This is a genomic window from Variovorax sp. UC74_104 (genome assembly GCF_044055375.1).
Classification (GTDB): Bacteria; Pseudomonadota; Gammaproteobacteria; order Burkholderiales; family Burkholderiaceae_C; genus Variovorax.
The window spans coordinates 2,153,807-2,168,989 of sequence record NZ_CP171978.1 but is presented as its reverse complement, the minus strand read 5'-3'; the positions used below and the strand labels follow the sequence as shown (position 1 = coordinate 2,168,989).

Annotated in this window: 14 protein-coding genes; 5 read left to right on the top strand and 9 right to left on the bottom strand. The window is 68.7% G+C overall.

Going from position 1 to position 15,183, the window contains the following annotated elements:
- The first annotated feature begins 6 nt into the window (after window positions 1–6).
- Together ACHMXA_RS10070 and ACHMXA_RS10065 are read left to right on the top strand one after the other, a co-directional pair.
- Entirely contained in the window at window positions 7–1,275 is a 1,269-nt protein-coding gene (locus ACHMXA_RS10070) for a TCR/Tet family MFS transporter (protein WP_395320535.1), read from the top strand.
- Between the two features lie 57 nt (window positions 1,276–1,332).
- The gene (locus ACHMXA_RS10065) at window positions 1,333–2,139 is read left to right on the top strand and encodes a lysostaphin resistance A-like protein (RefSeq protein ID WP_395320533.1); all 807 of its coding nucleotides are present in this window, start codon (window positions 1,333–1,335) and stop codon (window positions 2,137–2,139) included.
- 19 nt (window positions 2,140–2,158) lie between these two features.
- Here ACHMXA_RS10065 and ACHMXA_RS10060 read toward each other — a convergent pair whose 3' ends face one another.
- Together ACHMXA_RS10060 and ACHMXA_RS10055 are read right to left on the bottom strand one after the other, a co-directional pair.
- Entirely contained in the window at window positions 2,159–2,758 is a 600-nt protein-coding gene (locus ACHMXA_RS10060) for a flavin reductase family protein (protein ID WP_395320531.1), read from the bottom strand.
- 15 nt (window positions 2,759–2,773) lie between these two features.
- The gene (locus ACHMXA_RS10055; protein ID WP_395321280.1) at window positions 2,774–4,345 is read right to left on the bottom strand and encodes a transporter associated domain-containing protein; all 1,572 of its coding nucleotides are present in this window, start codon (window positions 4,343–4,345) and stop codon (window positions 2,774–2,776) included.
- A gap of 567 nt (window positions 4,346–4,912) precedes the next feature.
- Between ACHMXA_RS10055 and ACHMXA_RS10050 the strand changes: the two genes are divergently transcribed.
- Window positions 4,913–5,227, top strand: a complete 315-nt coding sequence (locus tag ACHMXA_RS10050) for a hypothetical protein (RefSeq protein WP_395320529.1) — start codon at window positions 4,913–4,915, stop codon at window positions 5,225–5,227.
- 103 nt (window positions 5,228–5,330) lie between these two features.
- On the opposite strand, the gene ACHMXA_RS10045 is transcribed toward ACHMXA_RS10050, so the two are convergent.
- Window positions 5,331–5,954, bottom strand: coding sequence for a DUF4337 domain-containing protein (locus ACHMXA_RS10045; RefSeq protein ID WP_395320527.1), 624 nt, complete (start codon window positions 5,952–5,954; stop codon window positions 5,331–5,333).
- A gap of 122 nt (window positions 5,955–6,076) precedes the next feature.
- Between ACHMXA_RS10045 and ACHMXA_RS10040 the strand changes: the two genes are divergently transcribed.
- The gene (locus ACHMXA_RS10040) at window positions 6,077–7,741 is read left to right on the top strand and encodes a SulP family inorganic anion transporter (protein WP_395320525.1); all 1,665 of its coding nucleotides are present in this window, start codon (window positions 6,077–6,079) and stop codon (window positions 7,739–7,741) included.
- Here the strand turns inward: ACHMXA_RS10040 and ACHMXA_RS10035 are convergent.
- Both ACHMXA_RS10035 and ACHMXA_RS10030 read right to left on the bottom strand, forming a co-directional pair.
- Window positions 7,710–9,008, bottom strand: coding sequence for an aminotransferase class V-fold PLP-dependent enzyme (locus ACHMXA_RS10035; protein WP_395320523.1), 1,299 nt, complete (start codon window positions 9,006–9,008; stop codon window positions 7,710–7,712). The genes ACHMXA_RS10040 and ACHMXA_RS10035 overlap by 32 nt on opposite strands.
- Before the next feature lie 3 nt (window positions 9,009–9,011).
- Window positions 9,012–9,908, bottom strand: a complete 897-nt coding sequence (locus ACHMXA_RS10030; RefSeq protein ID WP_395320521.1) for a transporter substrate-binding domain-containing protein — start codon at window positions 9,906–9,908, stop codon at window positions 9,012–9,014.
- A 134-nt stretch (window positions 9,909–10,042) separates the two neighbouring features.
- Between ACHMXA_RS10030 and ACHMXA_RS10025 the strand changes: the two genes are divergently transcribed.
- Window positions 10,043–10,996: a LysR family transcriptional regulator gene (locus ACHMXA_RS10025; protein ID WP_395320519.1), complete on the top strand. Its 954-nt coding sequence runs from the start codon at window positions 10,043–10,045 to the stop codon at window positions 10,994–10,996.
- Between the two features lie 36 nt (window positions 10,997–11,032).
- On the opposite strand, the gene ACHMXA_RS10020 is transcribed toward ACHMXA_RS10025, so the two are convergent.
- The 4 genes from ACHMXA_RS10020 to ACHMXA_RS10005 all read right to left on the bottom strand — a co-directional run bounded on the left by ACHMXA_RS10020 (window position 11,033) and on the right by ACHMXA_RS10005 (window position 15,178).
- Window positions 11,033–11,218 (bottom strand): hypothetical protein, encoded by a 186-nt coding sequence (locus tag ACHMXA_RS10020; RefSeq protein WP_176668000.1) that lies wholly within the window; start codon window positions 11,216–11,218, stop codon window positions 11,033–11,035.
- 249 nt (window positions 11,219–11,467) lie between these two features.
- Entirely contained in the window at window positions 11,468–12,949 is a 1,482-nt protein-coding gene (locus tag ACHMXA_RS10015) for an amidohydrolase family protein (protein WP_395320516.1), read from the bottom strand.
- Window positions 12,946–13,857, bottom strand: coding sequence for a MurR/RpiR family transcriptional regulator (locus ACHMXA_RS10010; protein WP_176667998.1), 912 nt, complete (start codon window positions 13,855–13,857; stop codon window positions 12,946–12,948). The genes ACHMXA_RS10015 and ACHMXA_RS10010 overlap by 4 nt, the downstream gene beginning before the upstream one ends.
- 25 nt (window positions 13,858–13,882) lie before the next feature.
- Window positions 13,883–15,178 carry an amino acid deaminase gene (locus ACHMXA_RS10005; protein ID WP_395321279.1) on the bottom strand — a complete coding sequence of 432 codons (1,296 nt, stop codon included), beginning with the start codon at window positions 15,176–15,178 and terminating at the stop codon, window positions 13,883–13,885.
- Window positions 15,179–15,183: the final 5 nt, after the last annotated feature.

Sequence of the window (15,183 nt, the reverse complement as noted above, 5' to 3'; positions counted from 1 at the left end):
ATCGCGATGAGCCAGCCCCTTCAAGCACCACGAGCGCGCCGCGCCGCGCTCGCCTTCATCTTCGTCACCGTCCTGATCGACTTCCTGGCGTTCGGGCTGATCCTTCCGGGCCTGCCGCACCTGGTGGAGCGCCTGGCCGGCGGCAGCACCGCGACGGCGGCTTACTGGATCGCGGTGTTCGGCACGGCGTTCGCGGTGATCCAGTTCATCTGCTCGCCCATCCAGGGCGTGCTGTCCGACCGTTTCGGGCGGCGGCCGGTGATCCTGCTGTCGTGCCTGGGGCTGGCCGTGGACTTCGCGTTCATGGCCCTGGCCAACAGCCTGCCGTGGCTCTTCATCGGCCGCGTGGTGTCGGGCGTGTTCTCGGCCAGCCTCACCGCGGCCAACGCCTACATCGCCGACGTGACGACGCCGGAAGAACGCGCCAGGAGCTACGGCATCGTGGGCGCGGCATTCGGCGTGGGCCTGGTGCTCGGGCCTGTGCTCGGCGGGCAGCTGAGCCACATCGATGCGCGGCTGCCCTTCTGGTTCGCGGCCGGCCTGACGATGCTCAACGTCTGCTACGGCTGGTTCGTGCTGCCCGAGTCGCTGCCTCCGCAGCGGCGCAGCCCCAGGTTCGACTGGTCGCATGCCAACCCGATCGGCTCGCTGGTGCTGCTGAAGCGCCATCCGCAGGTGTTCGGCCTTGCGGCGGTGATCTTCCTCATGAACCTCGCGCAGTACGTGTACCCCAGCGTGTTCGTGCTGTTCGCCGACCGGCAGTTCGGCTGGAAGGAAGACACCGTGGGCTGGGTGCTCGGCCTCGTGGGCGTGCTCAGCGTGCTGGTCAACGTGCTGCTGATAGGGCCGGGCGTGAAGCGCTTCGGCGAGCGGAACGCCCTGCTCTTCGGGCTGGGCTGCGGTGTGCTCGGCTTCGTGATCTACGGCCTTGCCGACGCGGCCTGGATCTTCCTGGCCGCGCTGCCGTTCGGCACGCTGCTGGCCTTTGCCGCACCGGCGGCGCAGGCCCTCGTCACCCGGCAGGTCGAGGCCGCCGAGCAGGGCCGGGTGCAGGGCGCGCTGACGAGCCTCGTGTCGGTGGCCGGCATCGTGGGGCCCGCGATGTTCGCTGGCAGCTTCGGCTACTTCATCGCCGCGGACTCGCCTGTGCAGCTGCCGGGCGCGCCGTTCTTCATTGCCGCGATGTTCCTGGGCATCGGCGTGCTGATCGCGTGGCGCTACACGCGGCCGGCGGCGCAGGCCGGCGGCACGGCGCCGGTGGTCGAGCCGACCTGACGCGGCCGGTCGCGTAACATCCGCGCCACCCTCCTCCAGCGCCCGTTCGCCCGCCCCATGCCTTCCCAGAAAAGCGCCGCCTTCCCCTCGGCGACGCAGGCCGTCCTCCTGTTCGTGGCGCTGTTCCTCGTCGAGCTCGTCGTCGGCGCTGCGCTGAGCGATGCCAACGGATGGCTCGGCCTCAGCAGCATGCAGATCGGCGTGCTCGCGGCCGTGCTGGGCAACGGCTGCGTGTTCGCGGTGCTGATGCACTCGCAGAAGCTCACCTACCGCGCGCTCTTCCATCAGTCGCAGGCCTCGGCCGGCGCGACGCTGCTGCTGGTGGTGCCGCCTGCGCTGCTGCTCGTGCCCGCGCTGCTGCTGACGATCACCTCCGCGCTCAACCTGATGATGCGCATCCTTCCGCCCTCGGCATGGGAAGAAGCGATGTTCAGCCGCATGGCGGACGGCAGCGTCGCCGCCGTGCTCGCGGTGTGCGTCATGGCGCCGCTGCTCGAGGAGATGCTGTTCCGCGGCATCGTGCTGCGCGGTTTCCTGCAGCGCTATCCGCGATGGCAGGCGATCTTCATGTCGGCGCTGCTCTTCGGCGCGGCGCACATGAACATCTACCAGTTCGTGGTCGGCCTGGTGATGGGCGCAGTGCTCGGCTGGCTCTACGAGCGCACGCGCTCGCTCATTCCGTGCATCGCGCTGCACGCGGCCTACAACACCACCACGCTGCTGTTGGCCGACTGGCTCGATGCGGCCTCGCCGTCGCGCCTGCTCTGGATCGCGCTGCTGGCGCTGGCCGCCGCCGCATTCGGCACGCTGGTGCTGCGCGCGATGCTGGTGCCGCGCACGGCGCGCGGCGGCAGCTCGGCCTGAGCTCCTTGCCTCGCCTCGGCTAGCGGGGCAGCGGCCGCGCGTCGACCGCCTCGCCATCGACGATGAAATGCCCGCCCGCCACGTGGTGCAGCGTGCGCAGGTCGTCGTGTCCGTCGAAATGCCAGCGCCCGTTGGAGAACACGCGCTCGTCGGCCTGCGCGGCGATCACCTCGCCCAGGAACAGGTCGTAGCGCTGCTGGATGGCGGGCTCGGGCAGCAGCCGGCATTCGAGCCATGCGGCGCAGCCTTCGAGCAGGGGCGCATCGGTGGCAGCGCCCGCGAAGGTCGAGAGGCCATAGGCGGCGAACTTGTCCTGGCCCGACTTCTCGACGATCTCGCGGCCCGAGCTGTTGCCCAGCGCCTCCGTCAGGTCGAGCTGCGCGCGCACCGGCACCTGCAGCGCGAAGGTGCCCGCGCCTTCCAGCAGCTCGCGGGTCCACGTGCTCTTGTCGAGCACCACCGCCACCTTGGGCGGATCGAAGTCCAGCGGCATCGCCCAGGCCGCGGCCATGATGTTGCGCCTGCCGCCGTGCGCGGCGCTCACGAGCACGGTGGGGCCGTGGTTCAGCAGGCGGTAGGCCTTGTTCAGGGCGACGGGCTGGCGGTGGGTGGCATTCATGGCGGTCGGTGCGAGTCAGGTTTCGGGCTCATCCACCGGCAGCCGGCGGACGACGACCGTGCGGATGCGCTGCGCATCGACGTCGGTCACCACGAAATCGTACCCGTCGTGCGTCCAGTGGGCATCGCGCGGTGGCAAGCCGCCGAAGCGCGCCAGCAGCAGGCCGGCAACCGAGGTGTAGCTGTCGTCGTCGCCCACCAGGCCGTGCGTCTGCAGCGCCTGCTCCAGCAGGTGCAGGTCGGCGCTGCCGGAGACGGTCCATGCATCGGGCGCGGTCTGCATGATCTCGAGCGTCTCGTCCTCGTCGGGAAACTCGCCCGCGATGGCCTCCAGCACGTCGATGGGCGTCACCACGCCCGTGAGCGTGCCGTGCTCGTCGCTGACCAGCGCGAGCTGGCCGCGCGCGCCGCGCAGCGTGTCGATGAGGCGGATCGCGGTGGTCGACTCGGGTACGTAGATGGGCGCGCGCAGGCCGGCGCTCTCGTCGATGCGGCCGTTGCGCAGCAGCTGGCCCAGCAGGTCCTTGGCGCGTGCCACGCCCACCACCTCGTCGAGCGAGCCGCGGCACACGGGGAAGATGCCGTGCGGCGTGTCGAGCAGCTGCTCGCGCACCGCCTCGGGGGCGTCGTTGAGGTCCACCCACGAGATGTCGGCGCGCGGCGTCATCACCGAACGCACGGTGCGCTCGGCCAGCGTGAGCACGCCGCTCACCATGTTGCGCTCCTCGAGGGCGAAGGCCGGCTGCTCCTGGTCTTCGGGCACCTCGTCCGATGCAGTCGCACCGGGCGGCACAGGCTCGCCGCGGACCCTGCCGCCCAGCAGCCGCAGCACCGATTCGGCCGTGCGCTCGCGCAACGGGCGGCGCGCCTCGTGCTTCAGCTCGTTGCGCCGCGCCCACTGGTTCAACGCCTCAATCATCACGGAGAAGCCGATGGCACCGTACAGGTAGCCCTTGGGAATGTGGAAGCCCAGGCCCTCGGCGACGAGACTCAGGCCGATCATCAGCAGGAAGCTCAGGCACAGCATCACCACCGTGGGGTGCGCGTTCACGAAACGGGTGAGCGGCTTCGACGCCCACAACATGATGCCGATGGAGATGATGACCGCCGCCATCATCACCGGCAGGTGGTCGACCATGCCCACCGCGGTGATCACCGCGTCGAGCGAAAACACCGCGTCGAGCACCACGATCTGCGTGACCACCAGCGAGAAGCTCGCATAGGCCGCCGTACCGGCGCTCGCCCGCGTCGTCACGCCTTCGAGCCGCTCGTGCAGCTCCGAAGTGGCCTTGAACAGCAGGAACAGGCCGCCGCCCAGCAGGATCAGGTCGCGCCCCGAGAAGCCCTGCCCCCACAGCGAGAACAGCGGCGTGGTCAGCGTCACGAGCCACGACACGATGGACAGCAGCGCCAGCCGCATGAAGAGCGCGAGGCTCAGGCCGATGAGCCGCGCCTTGTCGCGCTGGCGAGGCGGCAGCTTCTCCGCGAGGATCGCGATGAAGATCAGGTTGTCGATGCCCAGCACGATCTCCAGGACGACCAGCGTCAGAAGACCGAGCCAGACGGCCGGGTCGGAGAGCAGTTCGATCATGGTTTCCGCGGGAGTGCGATGGCGCGCGAACAGGCACGGCCCGGCATGGTGCGGGCCGCGTAGCACGGCGTGGGGAAGAAGATGCGGGCTGGGGCCGCGAGAGAAAAGCTGGCGCAGGCCAGCGGCCTACTGGGAGGCTCGGAGGATGGGTTCACCCGCGCAAGTCTATCGGACGGGCTGTGGCAGCCCTCCTTTAACAGCCTGCCTCCGTGGGGGTTCTTCCGTGTCCGTTTGAGCGATGCTTCGTTGGATCCGCTTTGAGCCGCGCTCGGGTCCCTCTTTGTGAGGCCTGCTGCGTGGCTATACTGCGCCGGTCACGTCAAAAAGAGGCGTGATCGGGATTGGCGTCCCGAGCAATCACTGCGACACAAGCCGCAGTTCATTACCGCACATGGTCTGCGGCTTTTTTCGTTCACGCTTCCTTTTTAGGCGGCTCGACGGGAGGGCTCGCGCCCTGCCGGTTTCACGCAAGTGGTTGCCCGGTACGCCAACCCGTCGAGCTGCCGCCCTCAATTGGCGTTGGGTGCGGCGGTTTCAGCAACCGCAATCACTTGGAGGCCTTTCATGGCTGCACCCTCTCGCGCATCCGCGCACGTCTCTTCAATCTCCGAATCACCCGAAGCCGCCGGCGTTGAATCGCTTGCGTTGCAGGCATCCGATGACATCGACAACCTGCACGAACTGCAGCGTGCGTATGCAGGCCTGGAGAAGCTCATCGTTTCACAGAACGTGAACGATACGGAAGAGATTCATCCGACTCGCACCGAACTCGGAGCGCTGGTTCGGGTGGTCAATGAGGAGTTGAAGCGGCGGATCGAGTCGGCTGACTCTGCACTTCAGTCGTTGCGTGCTGCCTTGAGCGAAGGAGGTACGCGATAAGCCCGTCTCTTCACCGTCGCTGCCGCTCACTGCCATGCCACAACAAGGATGGCAGCGAGCATGCAGAGGACGAAGGTCCGCTGAGCGAGCGTCGCGGTGCTGCCTAGACGTGCAACGCCGCAAGCCCACCCACAGCCAACCCCGCCACAGCCACCCCGAACATCGCCCGCTCGAGCCACTTGTTCTTCGTCAGGAGCGCAATGGCAGCCAGCGCAATCGACACTTGCAACACAGTAGTAGCCTGCGCCCACCGATGATGCTGGTGCATCTGCTCATCCGACTGCGCATCCCACTTGCTCGCTTCCGCCTCCAGCTTCTTCGCCTCCGTCTGGATGTCGGTCTTCTCCTGCTCGTAGCGCGCCACCTTGGCCTGCCAGCCCTGCTTGCGTGCGTCGTCGGTCGCGGTGTCGCGGGCGAACTCGGCGAGGGCCTGCTTGGTGCTCTTCGACTGGAAGTAATTCCACTGGTTGGAGGCTTCGGTCTTCTTGATGGCGGCGTTGTTCTTGTAGATGCCCGCGTTGGCCTGCGTGGCGCCGCCCATGTACGAGAAGATGGCGCCGAAGGTGGCGATGACGGCCGTGCACATGGCGATCTTGCTCGTCATGCTCATGCCGCCGGAGTGCTCCGCTGCCGGGGCAGCGTGATGGCCGTCGCCGTGGCCACCCGATGCAGCGTGTTCGAGTTCGTGATCGTGCGGGCCGTGCACGTGAAAGCCGTGTCCTGACATGGGATCCTTGTTGTAGAGAAATATGGTTTTTAGGGCGCGCGCGAGTATGCCCGTTCGGTGAGTCAGCTTCCGGTCCGCCAGCCGTTGCCAGCATGGGACGACAACAGCACACTTGCCTGCCCATGGCCGCCGAACCTTCGCCGACACCGACAGCCAACGCCCGCCGCCCCGGCTTCGCCGACATGGTGGCGGGTATTTCCATCGCGGGACTGCTGCTTCCGGAGGCGGTGGCCTATTCGGGCATCGCGGGGCTGCCGCCGCAAGCGGGCGTGATCGCGCTCTTCGCGGGGCTGCTGGTCTACGGCCTTTTCGGCAGCAGCCGCTTCGCAATCGTTTCCGCCACCTCCTCTTCCGCCGCGGTGCTGTTCGCGGCCACCACGTCGGTGACGGGCGTGGACGCCGCCACGCGGCTTGCGATGGGCATGGGCATCGTGCTGCTGGCGGGCGTCTTCTTCGTGATCGCGGGCGTCGCCCGGCTGGGCGCGGTGTCGAGCCTGATCGCCAAACCCGTGCTGCGCGGCTTCGCGCTGGGGCTGGCGCTCACCATCGTGGTCAAGCAGTTGCCCAAGGTGCTCGACGTACATCCGGCACACAGCGATTTCTTCAGGCTCCTCGCCGGGCTCGCGGCCGAATGGCGGCACTGGAACATCGCGGGCGCGGCCATGGCGCTGGCGGCGCTGGTGATGCTGCGCGGACTCGCACGCTGGCGCGCGGTGCCGGCGGCGCTGCTGGTGATCGTGGCGGGCATCGTGCTCGACGTGCAGGGCTTCTGCCATGCATGGGGCGTGGCAGCGGTGGGGCCGATCTCGCTCGACTTCTCGCATCCGGCCGTGCCGCAGTTCGATCGCGCGCAGTGGCAGAACCTCGGCGGGCTGGCCTTCGCGATGGCGCTGATCCTCTATGCCGAGTCGTACGGATCCATCCGCACCTTCGCCATGCGCCGCGGCGACAACGTGTCGGCCAACCGCGACCTGCTCGCGCTGGGCGGCGCGAACCTGCTGTCGGCGCTGTTCCAGGGCATGCCGGTGGGCGCGGGCTACTCGGCCACGTCGGCCAACGAGTCTGCGGGTGCCAGGAGCCGCGCGGCCGGCATCGTGGCGGGGCTGGTGGTGCTGGTGGCGGTGCTCACGCTGCTGCCGTGGATCGCGCACACACCGGAGCCGCTGCTGGCGGCCATCGTGATCCACGCGGTGAGCCACACGCTGAACCCGGCCGCGCTGCGGCCTTACTTTCAGTGGCGGCGCGACCGACTGGTGACGCTGGTGGCGGTGGCCGCGGTGCTGGTGCTGGGCGTGCTCAACGGGCTGCTGGCGGCTATCGGCGTGAGCATTCTGCTGCTGTTGCGCGGCTTCACGCGCACCACGGTCAGCTGGCTCGGGAGGCTGGGCCAGAGCCACGACTTCGTCGACATCGCGCGCCACCCGGAGGCGGTGGCGCCCCCGGGCGTGCTGATCGCGCGGCCCGAGGTGCCGCTTTTCTTCGGCAACGCGGACGCGGTGTTCGCATCCATCCGCGCGCGCATCGACGCCACGCAGGGCCTGCAGCGCATGGTGCTGAGCCTGGAGGAGTCGCCCGACCTCGACGCGACCAGCATCGAAGCGCTGTGCGACTTCGCGGCCTACGTGCGCGTGCGGGGCCTGCGCCTCTCGCTGGCGCGCGTGAAGGACGACGTGCGAGACCTGCTGGCCAAGGTGAATTCACCCGACCTGCACGCCGAGGTGTACGCGCCGTGGAGCGTGGACGATGCGGTGCCCCTCACTGCTCGTTCCGGGCGATCTCTCGTGTGATCCGCAGGAACTTCTCGATGTCCGCCATCGAATGGCAATGCAGCGGCGACACCCGCACGGTGCCCGTGAGCCCGAAGGACTCGAGCATGCGCTTCGAGTAGATGCTGCTCGCCACACGCTCGTAGACCGTCACGCCGCGCTTCGCGTACTCGACCACCGCCTGCGTGCAGTCGATACGGTCGAAGCCGATGCCCAGGATCAGGTCGCGCTTGCTCAGGTCTTGGTAGTCGAGGAAGACATTGACGCCTTCCATCTTGCGCATGCCCGTGGCGTTCGCGGTGCCGTCGAGCAGCGCCGCCAGCAGCGCGCGCTCGTGCAGCTCGATGTGCGTGATGCCCGCAACGAAGAGCTCACGCCGGTCGGTGGCATCGCTGAAGTGCGAGCCCAGCCAGCACACGTAGTCGACGATCTCGGTGAGCACCGCGAACTGCCACGGCGAGGCGCTGCCCAGGTCCCAGTAGTCGGGCTTCTTGCCCGCGAGCTTGTGGTGCGGCAGCACGGCCGCGCGGTCGGACATCCACGACAGCCCCGAGCCCCTGCAGCCGAAGAACTTGTAGGGCGCGAGGTTGATGCCGTCCACCGGCGTCTTCTGCAAGTCGATGAGGCCGTGCGGCGCGTGCTGCACGGCGTCGACCAGGATGTAGAGGTCGGGCTTGATCTCGCGCGCGCGGCGCACGATGGCTTCCATGTCGAGCTTGGCGCCCGAGATGTTCGACGCATGGATCACGTTGAGCAGGCAGGTGTCCTTGTCGACCAGCCGCACGATCTCGTCGACGTCCACGCCGCCGGTGACGGGGTTGCTCTTCGCCACGCGCAGCTCGCGGCCCAGGCGCTGGGCGTAGAGGCTCATCGCATCGAAGGCAGAGGGGTGCTCGAGCACGGTGGTGACCATGTTCGTGCCCGGCACGTTCTCGGCCACCGCGCGCACCATGTCGAACATCGCGCCCGAGGCGGTGAGCGAGGCGTACACGCTGCCGCCGCTGGCATTGAGGATGGTGCGCAGGTCGGCGCAGCCCCTGGCCTGGATCTGCTGCAGCTCGACGGCCGTGGCGTGGATGCGCTCGGTGTTGTCGGGAATGGCATCGACCTGCGCGAATCGCTCGGCCGCGGCCTTCAGGCGGAAGGAGCCGCCGGCATTGTCGAAGTACAGGCGCTCGCGGCCGTGGTGGTCGTGGTCGACCTGCAGGAAGCAGCTCTTCACCTCGCGCATGAGCGCGTCGGAAAAGGCCAGGCCGTTCGGATGGCTCGATGACAGCTTGGAATCCATCGCTCAGACGCCCTTGTTGTTCGGGTTCTTGTAGATCTCGCGCACCGCGTCCGTCATCGGGAAGTTGAGGTTCGCGTTCTTCGGCGGGATCGGCGAGAGGAACCACTTGGTGTAGAGCTGGTCGATGGCGCCCGACTTCATCAGGCCCGTGACGGTCTCGTCCACCAGCGCCTTGAACTGCGGGTCGTCCTTGCGCAGCATGATCCCGTAGGGCTCCTGGCGCAGCGATTCCTTCAGGATCTTGTAGTCGCCCGGATTGGTGGAGCTGGCGATCATGCCGGCGAGCTGCACGTCGTCGAGCACGTAGGCGTCGGCGCGGCCCGTGGATAGCAGCAGGAAGCCGTCGGAGGTGTCCTTGCCCGCGATCTCGTTGACCTCGATGGTGCCGCTCTTGCGTGCGCCGCGCAGCAGCTGGATGGAGGTGCTGCCCGAGACGGTGGCCACGTTCTTGCCGTTGAGGTCGGCCAGCGCATTGATGCCCGAGGCCTTCTTCACCGCGGCGGTGATGTTGGTCACGAAGTGGCTGGGCGCGAAGTCGACCTGCTGCTGGCGCTGCGTGGTGTTGGTGGTGGTCGCGCAATCGAGGTCGACGGTGCCGTTCTGCAGCAGTGGGATGCGGTTGGTCGAGTTGAGCATCGTGTAGCGCACGTCGATCTTGGCAAGGCCCAGCTTGGCCTTCACGGCGTCGACGATCTTCAGACAGATGTCGGTGGTGAAGCCGATGGGAGCGCTGTCGGCGCTGAGCTTGTATGAGAACGGGATCTGGCTGTCGCGCGCGCCGATCTGGATCGTGCCGCTGTCCTTGATCTTCTGCAGCGTGCCGCCGTCCTGGGCGCTGGCGGCGCCGCAGGTGAAGGCGATGGCGAGTCCGAGCGCGAGGGGCAGTTTCTTGAAGTCCATGGCGGTTTCCTTGAAGAGTCGGTGAGGTGGTTCCGGCGAATCTTCGGCCTGGCCATCAATTTCCAAAAGCGATTTTTTGTGATCGAATCGCATGAGAAAAAGCGTTCTTTCTGCTCTGGAGCCAGCTTCCCGTGATGACCTTCAAACAGCTCGAAGCCCTGTACTGGATCGCCCGCCTGGGCGGCTTCGCGCAGGCGGCCAACCAGCTGCACACCTCGCAGTCGGCCATCTCCAAGCGGGTGCACGAGCTGGAGCAGCTCTTCGACACCGAGCTCTTCGACCGCAGCCAGCGCACCGCCCGCCTCACCGAGAAGGGCGAGGAAATGTTCGTGCTCGCCCGCAAGCTGCTGGAGCAGCGCGACGCGGCCATCGAGCAGTTCGGCAAGCCGGGCGTCGTGGAGCGGCGCATCCGCCTCGGCGTGACCGAGCTGACGGCAATGACCTGGCTGCCGCGGCTGGTCGGGCTGATCCGGCAGCACTACCCCAAGGTGATCCTCGAGCCCGACGTGGACGACAGCCTGCAGCTGCGCGACAAGCTGCTGGCCGACGAACTCGACCTGGTCATCGTGCCCGAGACCTTCGCCGACTCGCGCCTGCCTCACAAGGTCATCGGCCAGGTGAGGAGCGCGTGGATGTGCAAGCCCGGCGTGGTGCCGCAACCCAACGGCGGCGCCATGCGGCTGCACGAGCTGGCGCGCCACCGCATGCTGGTGCAGGGCAACAACTCCGGCACCGGCCGCGCCTACGACGCATGGATGAAGGAACAGGGCGTGCAGCCCGCCGACGTGATCGTGGTGAGCAACCTGGTGGCGCTGACCGGGCTGACGGTGTCGGGCCTGGGCGTGAGCTACCTGCCGCGCGAGTGCCTGCAGCCGCTGGTGGCGGCGGGCATGCTCGCGGTGATCGAAGTGGCGCCGGCCCTGCCGGTGGTCCGCTATGTGGCGATGCACAAGGGCGAGCACCGCAGCGCGCTCACCTCGTCGATCGTGATGCTGGCGCAGGAATGCTGCGACTTCGCGCGCATGTTCCAGGCGCAGGCTGAGGAAGAAGGGGAGGAAGAGGAGTCCGGGGATTCGGGCCCGGCCTGAGCGCTGCCGCCGGCAAAACGCCTTCCCGACGCTGCGTCAGCCGTTGTCGCCGACAGGGGAAAGATCCGGATGCAGTTGCCGCAACGCCAGCGACAGCCGGAGCACCCGCTCTCGCGCGCCGGGCTCGCCCCGGGCGAGCGCGCCCAGTGCTGCTTCGTAGTCGTCAGTGAGCTGTTGCCACAACTCGAAGTCGGCGCCAAGGCCTTCGGCGTCCTTGTCCATCTTTGCTCCAGTAGGAATTCGACGGCTGGTAAGTGCGCAGTTTGACTGATTTTTGCCCGGAATGTTAGAACTTTAGAGGTCTTGAGGTTATAGCTACACAGATATTGCGGTGCACCATGGCACTGCCGGAGCAGCAGCTCCAGGGCCCGGATCCAGGGAACCGCCCGATGGCTCCGGGGCCGCACAGGGCCCGAAGTGGCCGGCCGCGAGGCGCCTGCGCCCCCCGAAACATCGCGATGTAAGCGGACGCTAGCTCGCGCTCCCGCGCGTGAGCATCCGCCCCGCGCGCGCGAGCACCCGGGCCTCGGCCTCGCCGCCGCGATAGGCCAGCACGCCGTTCACGAACACGCGCTCCACGCCCAGGCTCACGCCGTGCGGCTTGTCGTAGGTGGCGGTGTCGGCGATGGTCTCGGGGTCGAAGACCACCACGTCGGCCATGGTGCCGGCGCGCAGCAGGCCCCGATCGGCGATGCGCAGGTTGCGCGCGGTCATGCCGGTCATCTTGTGCACCGCCTGCTCCAGCGTGAACAGCCGTCGCTGGCGCCAGTAGCGCGCGAATACGCGCGGGAAGGCACCCCACAGGCGCGGATGCGGATGGCGGTCGTGCGGCAGGCCGTCGCTGCCGATCATGGTGAGCGGGTGGGAGATGACGCGCTCCACGTCCTCCTCCTGCATTTGGAAGTAGCAGGCGCCGCCGGGCTTCAGCCGCAGGCAGGCCTCCTGCTCGCTCACACCCCATTCGCGCGCGATATCGGAAACGAGCCGCCCCGTCATCTCCGGATGCGGGTCTGACCAGGTCAGCAGCACGTCGATCACGCCGTCCACCAGGTCCTCGCGAAGCACGGTGGAGCCGGCCACGTAGGGGTACACGTCCATCGCGATCTTCTGGCGCTGCGCGAGCGATTCGATCAGCGGCAGCGTCTCCTTCGTGCGGCCCCAGTTGGCGGGGCCCGCGCACTTGTGATGCGAGATGACCAGCGGCACGCCGGCCTCGAAGGCGCAGTCGCCGGCCTCGTGCAGCGCCTCGATGATCTGCTGCATCTCGCTGCGCAGGTGCGTGGCGTAGACGCCGCCGTGGCGGCTGACCACGCGCGCCAGCGCGGTCACTTCCTCCGCGGGCGCCGCGAAGGCTTCTTCATAGAACAGGCCCGACGACATGCCGTGCGCCCCGTCGGCCATGCAGCCGTCGAGCAGCGCTTCCATGCGCGCCAGCTCGTCGGCATTGGCCGGGCGGTCCAGCGCCTGCATGGCGGCGAAGCGCAGCGTGGTGTGGCCGACCAGCGCGGCCACGTTGAGCGCGGGCTGCGTCGCATCGACGGCGGCGCGGTACTCGGCCATGGTCGCGTGCCTGAACGAATCGGCGCCCAGCAGCGTGAGCGGCGGCAGCGACTGCGGCGTGCGGTATGGCGCGAGCGAGATGCCGCAGTTGCCCGTCACCACCGTGGTGATGCCCTGCGACACCTTCGGCAGGCACAGCGGGTCGCGCAGCACGATGGCGTCGTCGTGCGTGTGCGCGTCGATGAAGCCGGGGGCGATCACCTTCGCGCGGCAGTCGACCACTTCGACGTCGGCCAGCGCCAGGCCCTCGGGCAGCCGCCCGCGCAGGCCTTCGCCGAGCGCGACGATGCGGTCGCCCTGCAGCAGCACGTCGCCCGGCCACGAGGGGCCGCCCGAGCCGTCGACCACCAGGCCCGCCTCGAGCAGCACGGCCTTCTTGTTGCTCTCGCTCACGATGCGCTCCCTCCGTCGTTCACGCCGCCGCCGTCCCAGCTCTGCAGCGGATGCGTAGTGGCGTCGATGCCGTGGCGCTGGAAGGCCTCGCGCGCACGCTGCAGGCGCTGCACCGCGGGCTCGCCACGGCGCTGGGCCACCAGCACGGTGAGGATCTCGATGACCGTGAGGTGCGTGAGGTAGGCGTCGATGCCCACGTGCATCACCGCGTCGTCGGGCACCGAGAGCCCGAGAAGAAAGTCGGCCTTGGCCGCGAGCGCCGTGCCGGGCCGCGTGAGCGCGACCACCTTGGCGCCCTGCCCGCGCGCGATGTCCACCGCGTCGAGCAGCGAGGGCATGCCGCCCACGTGCGAGATGGCGATGACCACGCCGCCCGGCCGCTGCGCCGCGCCGGCCACCTGCTGCAGGTGGTAGTCGGCCCATGCGTTGGCCGACAGGCCCAGGCGGAAGAGCCGCGCCTGCAGGTCGTTGGCCATGAACCACGAGGTGGCGCCCGCGCCGTACAGGTCGACGTGCGGCGCGGCCGCGATGGCGGCCACGGCGCCGTCGAGCACCTGCATGTCGAGCTGGCCGCGCACGCCCGAGACCGAGGCCGCCGCGCTGCGCGCGATCTTGCCGACCACTTCGTCGGCCGCGTCCTCGATGTTCACGCGGCGGTGCAGCGGCGAGCCGCCCAGCGCGAGTTCCTGCGCGAGCGCGAGCTTGAATTCGCGCAGGCCGGCAAAGCCCAGGTCGCGGCAGGTGCGCATGATGGTGGGCACCGAGCTGCGCGAGCGCTCGGCCAGCTGCTCGAAGCTTTCTTCGAGCACGCGGTCGGGGTCTTCGAGGATCAGGTCGAGAATCGCGCGCCGCGTCGCCGGAGCGTCGCTGCGGATGTCCGCGATCTTCTGGAGCAGTGAGGGGGTCATCGGTATGCGTTCAGGAGCCGCTCGGTCAGAAGTGCATGGCCACCGCGTCGCTCACGCGGTAGTCCTGCTCGACGACCGGCATCCAGTGCCACTTGTCGAAGGTGGTGCAGGGGTGCGAGATGCCCAGGCCCACGCGGTCGCCGACCTTCGGCGCCTCGGCTTCCTCGTTCGCTTCCCAGCGCAGGTAGGCGTGCTGGTCGTTCAGCGCGGTGATCTTCCAGCCGGCGGGCACGCCCTGCGGCTGCAGCGCGCCGCGCGCCGCGCGTGCGATGGGCACGGGCAGCGAGAGGTCGAAGGAGATGTCGCGCTTGCCCACCGCCAGGATCGCCAGGCCCGGCTCCGGACGCGACTGCACGGTGGCCCAGACTTCCATCGCCGGCACCAGGCTCTCCCCGCAGTTGCAGCCCAGGCGCTCGTCCACCGCGCTCACCATGCGCTTGTAGAAGCCGTGGTCGTGCGTCACGTAGCAACCCGAGCGCAGAAGGCCGCGCACCGGTGCGCCCAGCGCGGGCTTCAGGCGCCCGGCCACGAGGTCGAAGATGGCCGATCCGCCGGCCGAGACCAGCACCTCGTCGGTCTCGAAGAGTTTGTTCTCGTCGCAGTGGCGGGCCACGGCTTCCACGCGGTCCATCAGCGCCTTGGCATAGGCTGTGTCGGGCTCGCTCTGCCCGGTGGCACCCTGCCCTTCGTAGCACTCGATGCCCACGAGCCGCACCGCCTCGCTCGCTCGCAGCCGCGTGGCCAGCGCCACGGCTTCTTCATGCGTGCGGCAGCCGGTGCGCGCACCGTCCACGCCGATCTCGATCATCACCTCGAAGGGCACGCTCGACGGGTGGCGCTTCGACCAGTCTTCGATGAGCGCGAGCTGGGCCAGCGAATCGACCAGGAACACGATGCGCAGGTCGGCATGCTCGCTCAGCAGCAGCTGGATGCCGGCCAGGTCCTCGTCGCTCACCACCTGGTTGGCGATGAGCGTGCGGCGCGCGCCGGCCGCCACGCCCACCGCCAGCTGCGTGACGGTGGCGAAGGTCAGGCCCCAGGCGCCGGCGTCGAGCTGGCGCTGGAAGAGCTGCGGCGACATGGTGGTCTTGCCGTGCGGCGCGAGGTCGATGCCCCACTCGCGCACGCGCGACTGCATCCACGCCAGGTTGTGCTCCAGCGCCTCGCGCTTGAGCACGGCCAGCGGCAGCGGCAGGTCGCCGGCCAGCACGTTCCAGCCGGCGGCGCCGATCTCGCTGCGGCGGCGCGGCGCGGCGGTGCGCGGGTAGCCCTTGAAGTTGCTGCCCAGCAGCGGGTCGGTGAAGTCGGTGGCGGCGGTCATGGAAG